Genomic DNA, 19,608 nt, shown 5'->3' with positions numbered 1-19,608 from the left:
TCTCAGAACCATGGAGCCTCGTCGCCTGGGGGCGCGGCCACCGTACAAGACCGTCGGGCTCGTGACCATCGTGGTCATGGGGCTGGTCGGGTTGGTCCTGTACTTGCAATTCCGGGGCGATCTCGCGCCGAACACGAGGCTGACGATGGTGGCCCCGCGGGCGGGGCTGGTGATGGACCCCGGTTCCAAGGTCACCTACAACGGCGTCCAGATCGGGCGAGTGGCCGGCATCTCCGAGATCACCCGTGACGGCAAGCCGGCGGCGAAGGTGACGCTGGATGTCACTCCGAAATACGTCAAGCTGATTCCGGCCAACGTGGCCGCCGCCGTCAAGGCGACCACGGTGTTCGGCAACAAGTACGTCGCGTTGACCTCGCCGAAACACCCTGCGGCCCAATCCATCACGCCGTCGACCGTCATCGACGCGACGTCGGTGACGACCGAGTTCAACACGCTGTTCGAGACGCTGACCTCGATCGCCGAGAAGGTCGATCCGGTCAAGGTCAACCTGACGCTCAGCGCGGCCGCGCAGGCGCTGACGGGGTTGGGCCAAAAGTTCGGCGGCTCGCTGATCGACGGCAACGCCATCCTCGACGACCTGAACCCGCGGATGCCCGCAATCCGCACCGACATTCAGCGGTTGGCAGCCCTGAGTGACGTCTACGCCGACGCCGCACCGGACCTGTGGGAGGCGCTCGACCACGCGGTGACCACGGCGCGCACGCTCGACCGCCAGCAAGGCGACCTCGACGCGGCGCTGCTGGCGGCCGCCGGGCTGGGCAACACCGCCGCGGACGTCTTCGGGCGGGGCGGACCCTACCTGGCGCGCGGGGCCGCCGATCTGGTCACCTTCAGCCAGCTGCTGGACAAGTACAGCCCCGAAATCTTTTGCACCATCCGCAATTACCACGACGTCGCGCCCAAGGTCTACGCCGACCTCAGCAACAACGGCTACTCGCTGGGGGCGCACTCGGGCGGCGCCATCGCCGGGGCGCCCAACCCGTACATTTATCCGGAGAACCTGCCGCGGACCAACGCCAGAGGGGGACCGGGCGGACGGCCGGGTTGTTGGCAGCCGATCACTCGACAACTATGGCCGGCGCCGCTTCTGGTGATGGACGTCGGCGCGAGCCTTGCCCCCTACAACCACATCGAAATCGGCTCACCGTTCGCCGTCGACTACGTGTGGGGCCGCCAAGTGGGCGACTACACCATCAACCCCTAACGAGACGCGCCCGGCGCTCCGGTGCGCGCTCGTGGTTGCGCTCATCCAAAGAATCGCGGCAGCACCGCCTCGGAGGTCTCGCGCAGCTCCGCCAGCGACACCGTGAACAAGCCCTGCACCTCCACCGCGTCCGAGGCCTGATCGACGACGCCGATGCGGACCGCGGGCAGCCCCCGCGCCTCGCACATCGAACGGAACCGGCTCTCCTCGGTGCGTGGCACCGCCACCAGCACCCGGCCCGCCGACTCGGAAAACAGCATCACAAATGGGTCTGTGCCCTCGGGAAGCACGATGCGGCAACCGGTTTCGCCCGCCAGCGCGGATTCGACGACGGCCTGCGCGAGGCCGCCCTCGGACAGGTCGTGCGCGGCGGACACCAGCCCGTCGCGCGACGCCGAGGTCAGCACCTCGGCCAGCAGCTTCTCGCGTGGCAGGTCCACGGCGGGCGGGAGCCCACCCAGGTGGTCGGCGGTCACCTGGGCCCAGACGGAACCGTCGAACTCGTCGCGCGTATCGCCCAGCAGCAGCAGGGTTTCGCCCGGTTCGGTGCCGAAAAACACGGGGACACGTTGGCTGACGTCCTCCAAGACGCCGAGCACGCCGACCACCGGCGTGGGCAGGATCGCCGCCGACCCGGTCTGGTTGTAGAAGCTCACGTTGCCGCCGGTCACCGGAATCCCCAGGGCCGCACAGCCATCGGCCAGGCCCCGCACCGCCTGCGAGAACTGCCACATCACCCCGGGGTCCTCGGGCGAGCCGAAGTTGAGACAGTTGGTCACCGCGACCGGTGTCGCACCGGTGACGGCGACGTTGCGGTACGCCTCGGCCAGCGCCAGCTGCGCACCGGCGTAGGGATCAAGCAGCGTATAGCGGCCCGACGCGTCGGTCGACACCGCGATGCCGCGGCCGGTGGACTCGTCGACGCGCAGCACGCCGCCGTCGGCGTGCTCGGCCAGCACGGTGTTGCCGCGCACGTAGCGGTCGTACTGCTCGGTGATGAACGCTCGGCTGCACAGGTGCGGACTGCCCAGCAGCGCAAGCAAAGTCGCGCGCAGCTCGTCGCCGGTGGCCGGCCGCGGCAGGCTCGTTGACCGGTCCGCATTGAGGGCGTCCTGCGATTCGGGGCGCGCGACCGCACGCTGGTATACCGGCCCCTCGTGGGCGACGGTGCGCGGCGGCACGTCGACGACCGTCTCGCCGTGCCAGGTGATCCGCAACCGGTCGCCGTCGGTGACCTCGCCGATCACGGTGGCCAGCACGTCCCATTTGCGGCACACCGCCAGGAAGGCGTCCACGTTTTCCGGTGCGACCACCGCGCACATGCGCTCCTGCGACTCGCTGCAGAGCACCTCCGCGGGGGTCATCTGCGTGGTCCGCAGCGGGACGGTGTCGAGTTGGATCGCCATCCCACCGTCCCCGGCCGACGCCAATTCCGAGGTGGCACAGGACAATCCGGCGCCTCCGAGGTCCTGGATGCCGATCACCAGCCCGCCCACGTACAGCTCGAGGCAGCACTCGATGAGCACCTTCTCCATGAAGGGGTCGCCCACTTGAACCGAGGGCAGCTTCTTGCGGGAGTTTTCGGCATCGAACGTGTCCGACGCCAGCACCGACACGCCGCCGATGCCGTCCAGCCCCGTCCGCGCGCCGAACAGGATGATCTTGTTGCCCACCCCCGAGGCGAACGCCAAATGCAGGTCCTCCTGGCGCAATACGCCCACGCACATCGCGTTCACCAACGGGTTGCCGGCGTAGCACGCGTCGAAGACGGTCTCGCCGCCGATGTTGGGCAGGCCCAGCGAGTTGCCGTAGCCGCCGATGCCGCGGACGACGCCGTCGACCACGCGGCGGGTGTCCGGCGCGTCGGCGGCGCCGAACCGGAGCTGGTCCATCACGGCGACCGGCCTGGCACCCATGGCCATGATGTCGCGGACGATCCCGCCGACGCCGGTGGCGGCACCCTGGTAGGGCTCGACGTAGGACGGGTGGTTGTGCGACTCCACCTTGAAGGTGACGGCCCAACCGTCGCCGATGTCGACGACGCCGGCGTTTTCGCCGATGCCGGCGAGCATGCCGGCGCGCATCTCGTCGGTCGTCGTCTCGCCGAAGTAGCGCAGGTGGACCTTCGAGGACTTGTAGGAACAGTGCTCACTCCACATGACCGAGTACATCGCCAGCTCGGTGTCGGTTGGCCTGCGGCCCAGAATCTCGCGAATCCGCTGGTACTCGTCGTCTTTGAGGCCCAGCTCGTGAAAGGGTTGCGGGTGGTCGGGGGTGGTGGCGGCGTGCTCGACGGTGTCCATCAGGTGGGTGTGCGCGCTCGTCTCGGAGACAGTCACGCAGATAGTCTAGAGTCCCGGGCCGCTCCGCCCCGGGCTCGCCGGATTATCGTCAGATCGGCATGCGGTAGCCGTAGAATTCGTGGTCTTCGTTGTAGCCGCCATGCCCCAGCCCCAGGTGGGCGAAGGTCTCGACGAACTCGATCGCTTCGATCCATTTGACCTGTTTGAAGCCGAGTTCGCGTTCATTGCGCAGCCGCAGCGGCGCACCGTGGGTTTCGGTGAGCGGCTGGCCGTTCATGTCGTACGCCAACAGCGTTGTCGGCGCGGACATTTGCTCGATCTTGTGGCAGTCGTAGTAACGGCCTTTGCCGGGTCCATCGGCTCCGTAGGCGAAGGAGTAAAACACCACCCAGCGAGCCGACGGCAGTGGGCGCACGATGTCGAGGATGTCCGACATGCGAACGCCTCCCCATTTGGCCACGCCGGACCAGCCCTGAATGCAGTAGTGCTGGGTGATTTGTTCGTGCTTGGGTAGCCCCCGCAATTCGTCGTAGGTCAGACTGACGGGGTTCTCGACAAGCCCTTCGATGCGCAGCGAATACTGCGACCACCCGGTGGCCTGAAGCTGACGATAGCGGTCCGAGTCGGGGATGGTGCCGTTCGGCCAAAAATAGGGCGAAATGTCCTTTTCGGAATAGTTCGCGTTGGGATGCGGCAATTCCAGCAGCTCCTTGGCCCACCCCACCAATGCGCGCCCGCACCCGCGGACAACGGCGGGATACCGAGCCGTGATGGGAGAGGCGAGCAACCACAACGTCGCGATGACGGCCATGGCCACGACGTAAACCACCACCGCCCAATACGATTGGGTATCGGTGCCGAGCACAATATGGTTCACGTTGCCCACAAACCCGGTGATGAACACCATCACGGTGTGGACCGCGATGAAAAAGATCATCCACACCAGGATCGCAAAGTGCACCGTCCGCGCCACCTGCCGATTAAATGGACCCCGGCCGAAACCGAGGCGCGCCGCGATCGCCGGCCCCTGCAAAAGGCCGGTGACAAACGCCAGCGGCGCAGCGACGAACACGGTCGTGAAGTAGGCGATGATCTGCAAGCCGTTGTAGCTCGTGAAGCCGTGATTGGCCGGGAAGTCCAGCGAGGCGTATTGGACCGCCGTGGACAGCATGTTGGGGAAAACATCGACCGATCGGGGCACGATCCGGCGCCACTGTCCCGTGGCGAAAAGCAGAATGTAAAAAACCAGCCCATTGGCCAGCCACAGAAGGTCGAAACTGAAATGCCACCAACGGGCAAGCCCGATCGAGTGCCGAAAGCCGGGTATCCCGAGCCACCTCGGAATGGCCACCGAATCGTCCTTGGCCGTCCAAATATGGGCTGCGTCGCTTTTGTCCTGGCGATCGGTGGGGACCGGACCACGCAACCGCAGCCATTCGGTTCCCGGCCGACACCCAGCGTTCAGATACAACCGCGGATGGTCGGCGAGAATCTGCATCCCCGCCCGGATGATAAACATCATGAAGACGATGTTGAACAGGTGTTGCCAGCGCAACCACACCGGAAATCCCGAGTGCACCGCGGGCGCGAAACTTGCCGACGTCCCGGGGTAACGCTCGATAAAGCTCTGCATCCATTCGTATTGACGCAACTGCTGCGCCAGCGCGACCGCCACCAGCATTCCGACCACACCGAGCGGCAGCAACCACAACGAGCTAAACCAGCGTCGACCGATCCGAACTACCGGCACCTGCACCTTTTCCTGCTGCGACAACCCCCCGGCCCATTCATCGAGATTTATGCGTTGATCCAGCACCCGCTGGCGGGCATGCTGATCGAGCAACGACTCAAGACGGGCGCGCGCAACCGTGTCGGCGCCATCGTTCACTGAATAGTCAGCCATGTGACACCTTCTCCCGGTCGCCAACTCCGTGAGCCCTCGCGCCGACACAAAAGATCGTGCAGGAACTTAAGTTACGCCAATTCGCCGGTCCGCCGACAGTATTAACCGCCGAGCTGTCGTTCAACGGCGAAAGCCAGATTGCGTGCGGCTACCGCGGGGAAAGAAAGGCGCGCATGGCGGCCGAATAGGCGGCCACGTCGTGTGCGCCCATCAACTCGCGTGCGGAGTGCATCGCGAGCTGGGCGGCGCCGACGTCGACGGTGGGAATGCCCGTCCGCGCCGACGCCAACGGCCCGATCGTCGAACCGCACGGCAGGTCGGCGCGGTGCTCGTAGCGCTGCAATCCGACCCCGGCCTGGCGGCAGGCCAGCTCGAACGCGGCGGCGGTGCGTGAATCGGTGGCGTACCGCAGATTGGGGTGCACCTTGAGCACCGGGCCGGCGTTGACCTCGATCGGGTGGCCGGGTTCGTGACGCTCCGGGTAGTTGGGGTGGGTGGCGTGGGCCATGTCCGCCGAGGCCAGGAGCGACGCGGGCAGCCGGCGCAGGAAGTCTTCCCGGTCGCCGCCGGCCCCGAGCACGATCCGTTCCAGGACGGTACCCAGCAGGTCGGATTGCGCGCCGTGGTCGGACGACGAACCGACCTCCTCGTGATCGAAGAGGACCAATACGGGCAGGAAGCCGCTCGGCGCCGAGGCCGGTTCCACGGCCAACAATGCCTCCAGACCCGCATAGCAACTGGCCTGGTTGTCCAGCCTGGGCGCGCTCAGCAGGCTGGCGTCGGCGCCGACTACCCTCGACGGGGTCAGATCGTGCGTCATCAGGTCGGCGGCCAGCACGTCGGTCGGCGCGACGCCGGCGCGCTGCGCCACGTGGTCCACGAATGAACCCGCCTGTTCCGCAACGCCCCAAACCGCGTTGACGTGTCGCTGCGGGTCCAGCGTCAGCGACTTGCGATCCTCGGCCAGGTGGATGGCCAGCTGGGGCACCCGCAGGATCGGGTCGTCGATCCGGACGAGCCGGTGGATGATGCCGGCGCCGTCCCGGACGGACAGCCGCCCACTGATGCCGAGGTCTCGGTCCAGCCACGAGTTGAGCCACGCGCCGCCGTAGGGCTCCAGCGCCACCACGCGCCAACCGGCGACCAGCCGGTCCGGATGCTGCTTGACCCTCAGGTTGGGGCTGTCGGTGTGCGCGCCGACGATGCGAAACGGCCCGTCGGGCCCGTCGGAATTCCACGCGACCAGCGAGCCGGCGCGCACGGTGAAGTAGCGGCCGGGGCTGTCCGGCCATCGATCGGTTTCGCTGAGCTCGGCATACCCCGCCTCGACAAGCCGGGCGGCCACCGTGGCGCAGACGTGAAACGGCGACGGCGACGCGTCGATGAAATCGCAGAGGCCCGCGGCGCTTGCCGACATGTTCAACATCATGGCTGTTCGCGACGGCGCAGTTGACGCTAGGGTCAATTGCGCGGCTCCTTGCTCGCACCGCTTCCGGTGCTCGCCGTCGCCACGCTAGGGTCGGCAGAGTGCCTCCGGTTCAGCCGCAACCCATCCTCGAGCCGCTGACGCCCGCGGCGATCTTCCTCGTGGTCACGATCGACGACGGCGGAGAGGCGACCGTGCACGACGCGCTGCCGGACATCTCCGGCCTGGTGCGCGCGATCGGTTTCCGGGAGCCGCCGAAACGGTTGTCGACGATCGTCTCGATCGGCTCCGACGCCTGGGACCGCTTGTTTTCCGGACCGCGTCCCGCCGAGCTGCATCCGTTCGTCGAGCTGAAGGGACCGCGGCACACCGCCCCGGCGACGCCTGGGGATCTGTTGTTCCACATCCGGGCCGAAAGCCTCGACGTGTGTTTCGAGCTCGCGGACCGCATCCTGCAGGCGATGGCCGGGGCGGTGACCGTGGTCGACGAGGTGCACGGGTTTCGCTACTTCGACAACCGTGACCTGCTGGGCTTTGTCGACGGCACCGAGAACCCCGATGGCCCACTGGCCGTCAGCGCCACCGCGGTCGGCGATGAGGACCCCGCGTTCGAGGGCTCGTGCTACGTCCACGTGCAGAAGTACGTGCACGACATGTCGTCGTGGAATTCGCTGTCGGTCACCGAACAGGAGCGGGTCATCGGGCGCACGAAACTGGACAACATTGAGATGGACGACGACGTCAAACCGCCCAACGCCCACATCGCATTGAACGTGATCACCGACGACGACGGCACCGAGCTGAAGATCGTGCGGCACAACATGCCCTTCGGCGAACTCGGCAGGGGCGAGTACGGCACCTACTTCATTGGGTATTCGCGGACACCGCGGGTCACCGAGCAGATGCTGGACAACATGTTCCTCGGCGATCCGCCCGGCAACACCGACCGCATCCTGGATTTTTCCACCGCGGTCACCGGCGGACTGTTCTTCTCCCCCACCGTCGACTTCCTCGACGATCCCCCGCCCCTGCCCGCACCCATGGCCACGGCGCGGCCCGCCACACCAGCTCCTCACGACGGCTCACTTGGGATCGGCAGCCTGAAAGGAACCCCTTGATGAACAACCTTTACCGCGATCTGGCACCGGTCACCGAAGTCGCTTGGGCCGAAATCGAATTGGAGGCCACGCGGACGTTCAAGCGCCACATTGCCGGGCGCCGCGTGGTCGACGTCAGCGAGCCGGGCGGACCGGTCGCCGCGGCGGTTGGCACGGGTCGGCTGGTCGACGTCGACGCACCCACCGACGGCGTGGTGGCCCACCTGCGGGCGAGCAAACCGCTTGTCCGGCTGCGGGTTCCGTTTACCCTGTCGCGTTCCGAGATCGACGACGTCGAGCGCGGCTCCAACGACTCCGACTGGGACCCGGTCAAGGCCGCGGCCAAGAAGCTGGCGTTCGTCGAGGACCGCGTCATCTTCGAGGGCTACGCCGCCGCGTCGATCGAGGGCATCCGCAGCTGCAGCTCCAACCCGGCGCTGACGTTGCCCGAGGACCCCCGCGATATGCCCGATGCCATCTCGCATGCGTTGACCGGGCTGCGGCTGGCGGGTGTCGACGGCCCGTACTCGGTGCTGTTGTCCGCCGAGGTCTACACGAAAGTCAGCGAGACCACCGAACACGGATATCCCATCCGCGAGCACCTGAACCGGTTGGTCGACGGGGACATCATCTGGGCGCCGGCGATCGATGGCGCCTTCGTGTTGACCACGCGCGGCGGCGACTTCGACCTACAGCTCGGGACCGACGTCGCCATCGGGTACCTCAGCCATGACGCCGAGACCGTGCAGCTGTATCTGCAGGAGACACTGACGTTTTTGTGCTACACCGCCGAGGCGTCGGTCTGCCTGGCGCCGTGACGGTGCCGGTCGGCGTCAACCGCCGTTGGGCCGGTGTCCCCTAACGCTCAAAGATCCAGGACGAGGTCGCTGCGCGGCGCGGCAGAGCAGATGAGCACTTCGCAACGTGTTACCCACCGTGCGCCTGCTCCTTTGGTCCGGTAGGCGGCACGCCCGAGACCGGACCTTAAATTGGGTTGGCTGGCCCAGAATATGCCACGCCGGCGCGGAGGGCAACACATCCCGTTCCGAGACTGTTGCGCGCCGCCCGTTTTGGTGCATACTGGGTCAGACAACCCAGAACTGCGGGGTGCTGGGTTGGGTGGACTTTCGTCGAACGCCACGACGGCGTTCGCTTGTGAATTCGCGCGTGCGCTCAGGAGGAATGTCATGCCGAACGTTCATCATCGATACGCCACCGTCGACGGCCATCGGCTGTTCTTCCGCGAGGCCGGCGATCCGAATGCGCCGGCGCTGGTGCTCCTGCACGGGTTTCCCACCAGCTCCTACATGTTCCGGGATCTGGTTCCGGCGCTCGCGGACCGTTACCACGTGATCGCACCGGACCACCTGGGCTTCGGGCTCTCCGACGCACCGCCCGTCGAGGAGTTCGACTACACCTTCGACGCGTTGACCGACTTCACCGCGGGGCTGCTGCGCGCGCTCGGCGCCGACAGATACGCCCTCTACGTACAGGACTACGGCGCGCCGATCGGCTGGCGGCTGGCGCTGCGCGACCCTTCCGCGATCACCGCGATCATCAGTCAGAACGGGAACGGCTATGACGCGGGATTCGTCGAAAGCTTCTGGAAGGTCGTGGGCGCCTACCAAAATGAGCAGACGCCGGACACCGAGGCAGCGGTACGGCAGTTCCTCACGCTGGACGCCACCCGCTGGCAATACCTCACCGGCGTCGCCGACGAGACGCTGGTCGACCCCGAGTCCTGGTATCACGACTACGCGCTGATATCCCGTCCCGGCAATGACAAAGTCCAGCTGAAACTGCTGCGGGACTACGCCACCAACGCGGCGCTGTACCCGCGCCTGCACGAATACTTCCGCGCCACCCGGGTACCGCTGCTGGCGGTGTGGGGCCGCGGCGATGAAATCTTCGGCCCGGCCGGCGCCGAAGCGTTCGCCGACGACCTACCCGATGCCGAGATCCATCTGCTCGACGGCGGGCACTTCCTGCTCGAGTCCGCGCTGGACGAGGTCGCCGGGCTGATCCGTGACTTTCTCGCCAAGGTCCACGTGCCCGACTGACGCGGCCCGCGGGCGCCACACGCGTCAATGGGTTGAATATCCCATAGTTTGCGGCGCCTGCGGGTTAGCCTGACGCGATGGCCAATCCCGATGTTCAGGACGAACAACGGTTGACCGCCAAGGGGCGTGCCACCCGCGACAGGATCGTGCAGGCCGCCGCCCGGCTGATCGTCACCGAAGGCATGGCGGCGTTCAACATGGACAATGTCCGCAGAGCCGCGTCGGTCAGTGGTTCTCAGCTCGCTCACTATTTCGCCGATAAAGGTGCGCTGGTTCGCGCGGTCATCCGACGCCAAATCGGCGTGGTTTTGGACTTTCACCGACAGCCCAAGCTCCAGGACCTGGCTACGTTCGACGACTTCGAGCGCTGGATCGACCTCAATATGCGCTACCTCAGACGCATCGGATACTTCGGGACGCCCACCTACCATGCGCTCGCCGCGCAGCTGGCGAAGTCCGACGATGCCACGCGCGAAACGCTCGCGGCGGGCTACTGGCAGTGGGTCGACCTGCTGCAGCGGGCGATTCAGCGGATGAAGGACGACGGCGTTCTGGTCGCGGACGCCGACCCGCGGCGGCTGGCGCTGGCCATCGTCTGCGCTCATCAGGGAGGCGCCACCTTGGCCTTCACCTATCGGGCGCAATGGCCACACGCCGACGCGGTCCGTTTCGCGGTCAACTACCTTCGCATGTTCGCCACCGATACCGCCGAGCGCGTTCCGCGGCCGCCACCTCGTTCGCGGGGCCGGCGCCCGACAAGGAAAGCCAGCTGACTCATCTGCCAAAGGTGGCAACGTGTCCGACCACACCACATCGCGGTTCACCCACAAGGGACTGGCGACTCGTGCGCGCATCATCGACGTCGCCGCCCGGCTCATGTTTGAACGCGGGGTCGCCAACACCAGCATCGACCAGGTTCGGCGCACCGCCGGGGTGGGCGGATCGCAGATCTCGCACTACTTCCGCGACAAGCGCGACCTGACCCGTCACGTCGTCGCCGCGCGCCGCGACGGCGTGCGGGCCTTTCACGCCCAACCGCGGCTGGGCGCGCTGGACAGCCTCGATGCCCTACAGGCCTGGGCCGATGCCTGCGTGTCGGACATAGACGCCGTGTACCGCGTCGGCGGCTGCGTCTACGGTTCCCTGGCCGGTGAGCTGATCGAGGCCGACGACGAAATACACGACGACCTCTCCGCCGGCTACGACCAGTGGATTGAGCTGTTTCGGGCGGGCCTCACGGCGATGCAGCGCCGCGGCGATCTGAGTCCCGATGCCGACCCGCGGCACTTGGCGGTGTCGCTGGTTGTCGCGCACCAGGGCGGGGCGATGATCACGCACGCCACCGGTGACCCGGAACCGCTGCGGGTCGCCGTCAACGCCGCCGTCGATTACGTGCGCTCCTTTGCGCCACGTCCCGCGCGTCGCAAAAGCCGACCCACCCCGACCCCACGCAGGGGCACATCGTGACGGGCGGGCTTCGCCCTGGACATATTTGGGTTCGTTAGCCCATAATAATGGGTCAGCTAGCCCATTTAGTTGACAGGGGCGGCTGGGTATCATTGCCGTAGCCCGGCTTCGCATATCGATATCCAAAGGCGTGCTAACGATTTGGGAGGGACAACACGTGTCCGCCACCGGTTCATCGCAACCGCCCACCGCGCCGGCGGTCCTACGCGAACAAGCCGGCGGGGAAACCATGCGGGCGATCATCCTGAAGGGGTTCGGCGGCCTCGACAGCCTGGTCCACACCGAAATCCCCAAGCCGCTGCCCAAGGACGGCGAAGTGGTGATCGAAATAAGGGGATTCGGAATCAACCACGCCGAGATGCACATGCGCCGGGGTGAATGGGCCGAAGCCGCGGAAGTCAGCGGCATCGAATGCGTCGGCATCGTCGATTCGTGTCCGGGAGGCGAGTTCCCGGTCGGCGCCAAGGTGGCCGCACTCATGGGCGGGCTGGGCAGAACCATCAACGGCAGCTACGCGGAGTACACGCGCGTGCGCGCGGCCAACGTCGCCCTCATCGAGTCCGACCTGCCCTGGTCGGATCTGGCGGCGCTGCCCGAAACCTATGCCGTCGCCTGGACATGCCTGTTCCGCAACCTCACGCTGGGCGCCGGGCAGACGTTGGTGCTGCGCGGCGCGACGTCGTCGCTCGGCCAGGCCGCGCTCAAGATGGCTATCGCCGCTGGAGCGCGCGTCATCGCCACCACGCGGAGCAGCGCCCGCTTTCCGATGCTCGAAAGGCTGGGCGCGTCGCGTGTCGAGTTGGAGAGGCGCGACCTGGCCGCCCACATCGCCGAGGCCAAACAGGTTGACGCCGTCCTGGACCTGGTCGGCAACAGCACCATCCTCGACTCCCTCGATATGCTGCGCCGAGGCGGCACTGCCTGCCTCGCGGGATGGCTGGGCGGGCTTGACCCCATCGGTGACTTCAACCCGTTGCTGCGCATGGCCAGCGGCGTGAACTGGAACTTCTTCGGCAGCTTCGTGTTTGGGAGTCCCGGTTTCCCGCTGTCCGACGTGCCCCTGCAAGACATCGCACGCCAGGTCGCCGAGGGCAAGCTCGACGCAAAGCCGTCTCGCGTCTTCTCGTTCGACCAGATTCGTGAAGCGCACCGAACGATGGAAGCCGAAGAATCCGGCGGCAAGATGGTCGTCGTGATGGAGTGATGCGCGGCCGTAACGGCCGTTGCCGGAATGGGTTTCGAGGAAGGACACAACGATGGGGCTCGCATGGCAACAAGGTCCACTGGCGACCGGATCGGTGGGCCACTTCCTCACTGAGCAGCCGCTGCCACCGCGACTGCTGTTCGCCGAGCCGTTGCGGCGGCGCATGAGAGTGCACTTCGCGGACCGGTGGATCGCTGACAGCGAGGACGTCATCCTGTTGCACGAGCCGGGCCGCTACCCGGTTGCCTACTTCCCGCTCGGCGACATCGAGGCGGGGATCTTGACCGCCGAGGGCCGGGTGACTCAGCACCAGGATCTCGGTGACACGCAGTGGTTCACCGTCAAAACCGCGGCACGCGAAGCCAATCACAGCGCCTGGCAACACACCGAGTTGCCGCCCCACGCGGCGATTCTCGAGGGGCGGCTGGCGTTCGCCTGGCGCGCCATGGACGCCTTCTACGAGGAAAACGAACGCATCGTCGGGCATGCCGCCGACGCCTATCATCGCATCGACATCCGCTCCACTTCACGCCATCTCGTCGTGCGAGACGGCGAGCGGGTGGTCGCCGACACGAAGCATCCGTTGGCGCTGTACGAATCGGGCTTCGCGCCCCGCTGGTATGTGCCGCGCGAGGACATCGACGAGACCGCGTTCAAACTCGTTGAGCTGCAGACCTTCTGCCCATACAAGGGAATATGTTCGTATTACGACGTCGGCGGTCACCAGCGCGCCGCTTGGTCCTACATCAACGCCTGGCCCGAGGTGGGGCGGGTAACCAATCTGGTGTCCTTCGAGCCCGACAAGATCGACGTATACCTCGACGACCGACAGCTGCGGCTCGAGCCCGGCCAAACCGTCCTACCCCATGGTGTCGACCGAGGACTCGACCCCGACGAGGTGTTGCGGAAAACGCCCACCGGGAGGGTTTCGCAGGAACGCAACCACGGGCGAGGTTAGCGATGGTGCTGATCTGCCTGTGCCTGATCTGGTACCTGCGGCCGGGTATTCCTGCGCCCAGGAAGGTCGCACCGTGACCCTGGTGAAGCCGTCGGTCCTCGTTTTCGACGTGAACGAGACGCTGGTCGATATCGACTCGCTGGCACCGCTTTTCGGCGAGCGCTTCGGCGACGAGCGGGTGCTGCGGGACTGGTTTGCGCAGCTCATCATGTACTCGATGACCGTCACCCTGGCGGGAAATTACGTCGACTTCCCCACCCTCGCCCGGGGGGTGCTGCGCATGCTCGGCGATGCCTATCGTGTCGACATCGCCGACGACGACCTGAGCCGCCTGACGACGGGGCTGCTCACGATGCCGGCACACCCGGACGCCGCCGACGGACTCGCCGCGCTGCGCGACAACGGGTTTCGTCTGGTCACCCTCACCAACTCGCCGCCCAACCCGAACGGGCCGACGGCCCTGCAGAATTCGGGACTGGGCGGCTTTTTCGAACACCAATTGAGCGTCGATGCCTGCCGCGCCTTCAAGCCGTCCCGGGCGGTGTACCACTACGTGTGCGAGATCCTGGAGGTCTCGCCCGCCGATTGCATGATGGTGGCGGCCCACGCGTGGGACACCCTCGGCGCGCAGCACGCCGGCTTCAGCGCCGCCCTCATCACCCGTCCCGGCAACCCACCGCTGCCGGTGGACGGGCTGCCCCAACCGACGCTCGTGGTGAGCGACCTGCGAGAGCTGGCCGAGCGCCTCATTCGGATAGACAACTGATCAACGGCAACGACAGGATTTTCGACTATGGCAGCAGACATCGAGCAGGACTACGACGTCATCGTCCTGGGCGCCGGGCCGATCGGCCAGAACGTCGCCGACCGCGCCCGGGCGGCGGGCCTGAGCGTCGCGGTGGTCGAACGCGAACTCGTCGGGGGCGAATGCTCCTACTGGGCCTGCGTGCCGAGTAAAGCCTTGCTGCGTCCGGTGATTGCCGTCTCCGACGCCCGCCGGGTCGACGGCGCCCGCGAGGCGGTCAGCGGTTCCCTCAGCGCCGCGGGCGCCTTCGGCCGCCGCAATCGCTATGTCAGCGACTGGGACGACAGCGGCCAGGCCGACTGGGTGAGCGGAATCGGCGCCACCCTGGTACGCGGCCATGGCCGGCTGGACGGTCCGCGGCGGGTCGCGGTCACCACGCCCGGCGGCGAGCGCCCGGTGCTGGCCGCGCGGCACGCGGTCGTGGTCTGCACGGGAAGCAGGCCCGCCCTGCCCCGCCTGCCCGGCATCGACGAGGCCAGGCCGTGGACCAACCGCCAAGCCACCGACAGCAGCTACGTTCCCGAGCGGCTTGCCGTTGTCGGTGCCGGCGGGGTGGGCGTCGAAATGGCGACAGCCTGGCAAGGATTGGGCTCCAAGGTGACCCTGCTGGCTCGGGGATCCGGCCTGTTGCCCCGGATGGAGCCGTTCGTCGGCGAACTGATCGGACGCGGACTCGCCGACGCCGGCGTGGACGTGCGTGTCGGAGTAGCGGTCCGCGCGCTGCGCCGACCCGACGGCGGGCGGGTGGTCCTCGAACTGGACGACGGGTCCGAATTGAGCGTCAGCGAAGTACTTTTCGCCACGGGCCGGGCACCGCTCACCGACGACATCGGCTTGGACACTGTAGGTCTGACGCCGGGCAGCTGGCTCGACGTCGACGACACCTGCCGGGTGCGGGCCATCGACGATGGCTGGCTGTATGCGGCGGGCGACGTCAATCACCGGGCCCTGCTGACCCATCAGGGCAAGTACCAGGGACGCATCGCCGGTGCGGCGATCGGGGCCCGCGCGACGGGAGCCCCGCTGGACACCGCGCCGTGGGGCGTGCACGCGACGACCGCCGACCATCACGCCGTGCCCCAGGCCTTCTTCACCGACCCCGAGGCCGCCGCGGTCGGGCTGACGGCCCAGCAGGCCGAGCGGGCCGGACGCCGCGTGCGCACGGTCGACGTCGAAATCGGCGAGGCCGTGATGGGGGCCAAGCTCTACGCGGACGGGTATACCGGCCGGGCCCGGATGGTGGTCGATGTCGATGGTGGCCACCTGCTCGGTGTCACGCTGGTCGGGGCCGGCGTTACCGAGATGCTCCACTCCGCCACCATCGCCGTCGCCGGTCAGGTGCGCATCGACCGGTTGTGGCACGCCGTGCCGTGCTTTCCGACGATCAGCGAACTGTGGCTGAGACTTCTTGAAGCTTACCGTGATTCGTCAGCGGAAGGCGTTCAGTAGACGGCGATTTCGACGAGATTTCCGTCGATGTCACGGCAGTAGTGCGACGTCATCGGGCCCAACGCGCCGATCCTGGCCACCGGCCCGCAGACAACGTCCACGCCGCACGCGGCAAGCTGTGCCCGCACCTCGTCGGGCGTGGAGCGGGTGATGAAACACAAATCTTCCAATCCGAATGCGTGGCCGATGACGGCCTTTACTAGCCGGTAACAAGACGTTTTAATACGTCTTATGGCCAGTAGGGTCCTGGACCTCGACGCCCTGAATCTGCGGATATCGCGCGGCAGCGTGCCCGCGAGCACCCAGCTCGCCGAGGCCCTCAAAGCGGGGATCATCAAACAGCGCCTGCCCCGCGGCGGACGCTTGCCCAGCGAGCGGGAGTTGATCGATCGCTCTGGGTTGAGCCGGGTGACCGTCCGTGCGGCGGTCGGGCTCCTCGAACGTCAGGGGTGGCTGATTCGCCGGCAAGGTCTGGGCACATTCGTCGCCAACCCGGTGAAACAGGAACTGGGCTCCGGCGTCCGCACGATCACCGAGGTGCTGGCAAGCTCCGGCATCACCCCCCTCGTCGACGTGCTGTCCCATCGCGTCGACGAGGCGCCGCAACAGATCGCCGAAACGCTGGGCCTGCCCAAGGCCCTGTGCATTCACCGGCGTTTTCGCGACGGCGACCTACCCCTGGCCCTGATGATCGCTTATCTTCCGCCGGGATTGGGTAAAGCCGTTGAGCCACTGCTGTCGAGCGCGTCACACGGACAGCCCGGGGCCGCGATGGAAAGCACCTACACGATGTGGGAGCGACTGGGCGTTCAGATCGCCAGGGCGACCCACGAGATTCATGCGGCCGGCGCCTCCCTCGAGGTGGCCGGCGCGTTGGCCGTGCCGTTGGGGTCACCCGTGTTGGTCCTCGAGCGCACCAGCTACACCGACGACGGCAAGCCCCTCGAAGTGGTGGAATTCCACTATCGCCCCGAGCGGTACCGGTTCTCGGTCACCCTGCCAAGGACAATGCCCGGGCCCGGCGCCGGAATCGTCGAGCGGCGCGAGCCGACATAAATCGAGCCCGACGTAAACGGGCTGACGGCCGCTCAGCCGATTCTCAACGATTTCTTCGGCGCCGGCTAGCTCGGCTCCAAGGATCCGCAAAGCCGCCGACCTCAGCATGAATCTCATGACCGGCGAGCCGCTTTGCGCGAACCTGTTTGGTCAGTTGCCCCCGGTTGCCGAGTTGCCGCCGACGGCACAACCATTGGTGCGCGACGCCGGCTGACGTTCGACAGCCCACCCCAATTGTAACGAATTGCCTAGTACTGCAGTGATTTTCGGTCAAGCGGTTAGCACGGCGTCCAGCGCCGAATAGAACAGGCCCAGCCCGTCGTCGGAGGGACCCGTCAGCGCTTCGGTGGCGTGCTCCGGATGTGGCATCAGCCCGACGACTCGGCCGTTGGCGGAACTGACGCCGGCGATATCGCGCAGCGAGCCGTTGGGGTTGTCGTGGTAGCGGAACACCACCCGGCACTCGCCCTCCAGCTCGTCGAGCACGTTCGCCGGGGCCACGTAGCGTCCTTCGCCGGACTTCAGCGGCACCAGCAGATCCGCGTCGGGCTCGAAGCGCGACGTCCAGGCCGTCGACGTCGATGCGACCCGCAGCCACACGTCGCGGCAGATGAAGTGCAGACCCGCGTTGCGAGTCAGGGCGCCGGGCAGCAGGCCGGCCTCGCAGAGCACCTGAAAGCCGTTGCAAATTCCCAAGACCGGCATGCCGCGCCGGGCAGCGTCGACCACTTCGGTCATCACCGGGGCGAACCTGGCGATCGCGCCGGCCCGCAGGTAGTCACCGTAGGAGAAACCGCCGGGGACCACCACGGCGTCGACCCCCTTGAGGTCGGCGTCGGCGTGCCACAGGCTGACCGCCTCGGCGCCGACGCGACGCGCCGCGCGGGAGGCGTCCACGTCGTCGAGCGTCCCGGGAAAGGTGATGACGCCGATCCGGGCCGTCATGGCGTCTCCCTGCTGATCGTCCAGTCCTCGATCACGGTGTTCGCCAGCAGGGATTCGGCGATCTCGGCAAGCGTGGAGTCGTCAACAGTATCGTCCACTTCAAGCTCAAACCTCTTGCCCTGCCTGACATTCGAGATTCCGGGGTGGCCTAGCCGGCCCAGTGCGCCGACAATCGCCTGACCCTGCGGGTCAAGAATCTCAGCTTTGGGCATCACATGAACGACCACCCGGCTCACCTGCGTTCCTCCTCAGATCCGTCCCGGCGCCAACTCTACCGGCGACGGCGGCGCGCGCGGGTCATGGGCACGAGGCGATGTAGGCGTCGCACAACGGGGCGGTCATGGAGTTCAGCACGGGATCGTCCGCCATCGCCGGCCAGGGAACCTGTGGGGGGCCCTGGGACCACAGCGTGAGCTCGCTGATCGTGCTGCTGGCGACGTGGGCGACCAGGTAGGTGTGCATGACGACGGGACCGCTGATCACCGCGGCCATCCGGTTCGGCTCGTCGCTGGTGATCGATGGCGACTGCGCCGGTGCCCGCTGTTGGCAGCCGCGCAGCGCGGCGACGGCGTTGCTGAACACCGAAGCCGCGGTCGGGCCGCCGCGGGCCGTGTCACCGCGCCAGTGCAGGATCTGCGCCTGCAACTGCCACTGACCGTCGGGGTGTACGACCGTCACGCGGGCCGCGACCGCCGAGTCGCGAGCGTCCTGCCGTGCCGCCGGTGTGGCGCACACATCCTCGAACCGGAAACGCGGCCCGGACGCCGCCCCCGTCGTCTGCACCGCGAGGGAGGCGAGCGCGGGCCAGTTGTAGACCGGGTTCAGCGGCACGGCGTAGCGGGGGATCCACGCGGTGTTCGGGATCTGGTCGCAAACGGGCGGACAAGTCTCTGGGTCTGCCTGGGCGGGTACCGCGACGGTCAGCGCCACGGCGAAACTGCCGACAACCATGATCGTCGCCAGGATCACCCGCATCGGCATCACCCCCGTCAGGGCACAATCGTAGACATGCAGCTGACGCATTTCGGCCATTCCTGCCTACTTGCCGAGTTCGACAACACCCGTATGCTTTTTGATCCCGGTACCTTTGCCCACGGTTTCGAGGGAATCACCGGCCTGTCCGCCATCCTGATCACCCATCAGCATCCCGACCACGTCGACGTCACGCGGCTGCCGTCGCTGCTGGAGGGCAATCCGGACGCCGCACTGTACGCCGATCCGCAGACCACCGCTCAGCTGGGCGACCCGTGCCGGGCGGTGCACGTCGGCGACGAGCTGCGGATCGAGGAGCTGACCGTGCGCGCCGTCGGCGGCCGGCACGCCGTGATCCATCCGGAAATCCCTGTGATAGAGAACATTTCGTATCTGGTGGGCGACGGAGGGCACGCCGCCAGGTTGATGCATCCCGGCGATGCGTTGTTCGTGCCCGACGAACCGGTGGACGTCTTGGCCGCGCCGGCGGCGGCCCCGTGGATGAGGATCGCCGAGGCCGTCGATTACCTGCGCGCGGTCGCACCGGCACGCGCAATACCCATTCACCAGGGCATCATCGCACCGGACGCGAGGGGCATCTACTACGGCCGGCTCGGCGAGATGACCAGCACCGACTTCCAGGTGTTGCCCGAAGAAAGCGCGGTCGCCTTCTGACCGCGAGCAGACGCAGAATCGCACGCGGGCGGCACGCGCAGTGCGATTCTGCGTCTGCTCGGC

Annotated in this window: 18 protein-coding genes and 1 pseudogene; 12 read left to right on the top strand and 7 right to left on the bottom strand. The window is 67.0% G+C overall.

Annotation, left to right across the window (positions count from 1 at the left end):
• Positions 1-10 precede the first annotated feature (10 nt).
• Entirely contained in the window at positions 11-1,225 is a 1,215-nt protein-coding gene (locus tag G6N25_RS13095; RefSeq protein WP_083072259.1) for an MCE family protein, read from the top strand.
• A gap of 41 nt (positions 1,226-1,266) precedes the next feature.
• Here the strand turns inward: G6N25_RS13095 and purL are convergent, their stop codons facing one another.
• From purL to G6N25_RS13080, 3 genes are all read right to left on the bottom strand, one after another.
• Entirely contained in the window at positions 1,267-3,531 is a 2,265-nt protein-coding gene (gene purL, locus G6N25_RS13090) for a phosphoribosylformylglycinamidine synthase subunit PurL (RefSeq protein WP_142272465.1), read from the bottom strand.
• An 85-nt stretch (positions 3,532-3,616) separates the two neighbouring features.
• A complete protein-coding gene (locus G6N25_RS13085) occupies positions 3,617-5,431 on the bottom strand; it encodes a molybdopterin-dependent oxidoreductase (protein ID WP_083072261.1) in 1,815 nt (604 codons plus the stop codon).
• 148 nt (positions 5,432-5,579) lie between these two features.
• Positions 5,580-6,848 carry a M18 family aminopeptidase gene (locus tag G6N25_RS13080; protein WP_083072380.1) on the bottom strand — a complete coding sequence of 423 codons (1,269 nt, stop codon included), beginning with the start codon at positions 6,846-6,848 and terminating at the stop codon, positions 5,580-5,582.
• Between the two features lie 110 nt (positions 6,849-6,958).
• Between G6N25_RS13080 and G6N25_RS13075 the strand changes: the two genes are divergently transcribed.
• The 9 genes from G6N25_RS13075 to G6N25_RS13035 all read left to right on the top strand — a co-directional run bounded on the left by G6N25_RS13075 (position 6,959) and on the right by G6N25_RS13035 (position 15,897).
• The gene (locus tag G6N25_RS13075) at positions 6,959-7,975 is read left to right on the top strand and encodes a Dyp-type peroxidase (RefSeq protein ID WP_083072262.1); all 1,017 of its coding nucleotides are present in this window, start codon (positions 6,959-6,961) and stop codon (positions 7,973-7,975) included.
• Positions 7,975-8,772, top strand: a complete 798-nt coding sequence (locus G6N25_RS13070; RefSeq protein ID WP_083072263.1) for a family 1 encapsulin nanocompartment shell protein — start codon at positions 7,975-7,977, stop codon at positions 8,770-8,772. The genes G6N25_RS13075 and G6N25_RS13070 overlap by 1 nt, the downstream gene beginning before the upstream one ends.
• 369 nt (positions 8,773-9,141) lie before the next feature.
• Complete coding sequence (locus G6N25_RS13065) at positions 9,142-10,014, top strand: alpha/beta fold hydrolase (RefSeq protein ID WP_083072264.1); 873 nt, start codon at positions 9,142-9,144, stop codon at positions 10,012-10,014.
• A 77-nt stretch (positions 10,015-10,091) separates the two neighbouring features.
• Entirely contained in the window at positions 10,092-10,787 is a 696-nt protein-coding gene (locus G6N25_RS13060; protein WP_083072265.1) for a TetR/AcrR family transcriptional regulator, read from the top strand.
• Positions 10,788-10,809: 22 nt separating this feature from the next.
• Positions 10,810-11,481: a TetR/AcrR family transcriptional regulator gene (locus G6N25_RS13055; RefSeq protein ID WP_083072266.1), complete on the top strand. Its 672-nt coding sequence runs from the start codon at positions 10,810-10,812 to the stop codon at positions 11,479-11,481.
• Positions 11,482-11,710: 229 nt separating this feature from the next.
• Positions 11,711-12,685: a zinc-binding dehydrogenase gene (locus G6N25_RS13050; RefSeq protein ID WP_276005428.1), complete on the top strand. Its 975-nt coding sequence runs from the start codon at positions 11,711-11,713 to the stop codon at positions 12,683-12,685.
• 52 nt (positions 12,686-12,737) lie between these two features.
• Positions 12,738-13,643 (top strand): DUF427 domain-containing protein, encoded by a 906-nt coding sequence (locus G6N25_RS13045; protein ID WP_083072268.1) that lies wholly within the window; start codon positions 12,738-12,740, stop codon positions 13,641-13,643.
• Positions 13,644-13,722: 79 nt separating this feature from the next.
• Positions 13,723-14,409, top strand: a complete 687-nt coding sequence (locus G6N25_RS13040; protein WP_332103901.1) for a haloacid dehalogenase type II — start codon at positions 13,723-13,725, stop codon at positions 14,407-14,409.
• A gap of 27 nt (positions 14,410-14,436) precedes the next feature.
• Positions 14,437-15,897, top strand: a complete 1,461-nt coding sequence (locus G6N25_RS13035) for a dihydrolipoyl dehydrogenase family protein (RefSeq protein ID WP_083072270.1) — start codon at positions 14,437-14,439, stop codon at positions 15,895-15,897.
• Here G6N25_RS13035 and G6N25_RS13030 read toward each other — a convergent pair.
• Positions 15,891-16,070 (bottom strand): annotated as a pseudogene (locus tag G6N25_RS13030) (VOC family protein); the annotation flags it as partial. The gene G6N25_RS13035 and the pseudogene G6N25_RS13030 sit on opposite strands and share 7 nt — an antisense overlap.
• Positions 16,071-16,128: 58 nt before the next feature.
• Between G6N25_RS13030 and G6N25_RS13025 the strand changes: the two are divergent.
• Positions 16,129-16,953 (top strand): Rv0792c family HTH-type transcriptional regulator, encoded by an 825-nt coding sequence (locus G6N25_RS13025; RefSeq protein ID WP_083072271.1) that lies wholly within the window; start codon positions 16,129-16,131, stop codon positions 16,951-16,953.
• Positions 16,954-17,223: 270 nt separating this feature from the next.
• Here the strand turns inward: G6N25_RS13025 and purQ are convergent, their stop codons facing one another.
• From purQ to G6N25_RS13010, 3 genes are all read right to left on the bottom strand, one after another.
• A complete protein-coding gene (gene purQ, locus G6N25_RS13020; RefSeq protein ID WP_083072272.1) occupies positions 17,224-17,898 on the bottom strand; it encodes a phosphoribosylformylglycinamidine synthase subunit PurQ in 675 nt (224 codons plus the stop codon).
• Entirely contained in the window at positions 17,895-18,134 is a 240-nt protein-coding gene (gene purS, locus G6N25_RS13015) for a phosphoribosylformylglycinamidine synthase subunit PurS (RefSeq protein WP_083072273.1), read from the bottom strand. Before purS ends, purQ begins: the two co-directional genes overlap by 4 nt.
• A 61-nt stretch (positions 18,135-18,195) precedes the next feature.
• Positions 18,196-18,930, bottom strand: a complete 735-nt coding sequence (locus G6N25_RS13010) for an ATPase (protein WP_083072274.1) — start codon at positions 18,928-18,930, stop codon at positions 18,196-18,198.
• Between G6N25_RS13010 and G6N25_RS13005 the strand changes: the two genes are divergently transcribed.
• Positions 18,907-19,545: an MBL fold metallo-hydrolase gene (locus G6N25_RS13005; RefSeq protein WP_083072275.1), complete on the top strand. Its 639-nt coding sequence runs from the start codon at positions 18,907-18,909 to the stop codon at positions 19,543-19,545. The genes G6N25_RS13010 and G6N25_RS13005 overlap by 24 nt on opposite strands.
• Positions 19,546-19,608 lie beyond the last annotated feature (63 nt).

The sequence above is a fragment of the Mycobacterium heidelbergense genome, from assembly GCF_010730745.1.
GTDB classification, from domain to species: Bacteria; Actinomycetota; Actinomycetes; order Mycobacteriales; family Mycobacteriaceae; genus Mycobacterium; species Mycobacterium heidelbergense.
Note: the sequence above shows the minus strand (reverse complement) of the source record. Positions and strands in the feature narration are given on the sequence as shown.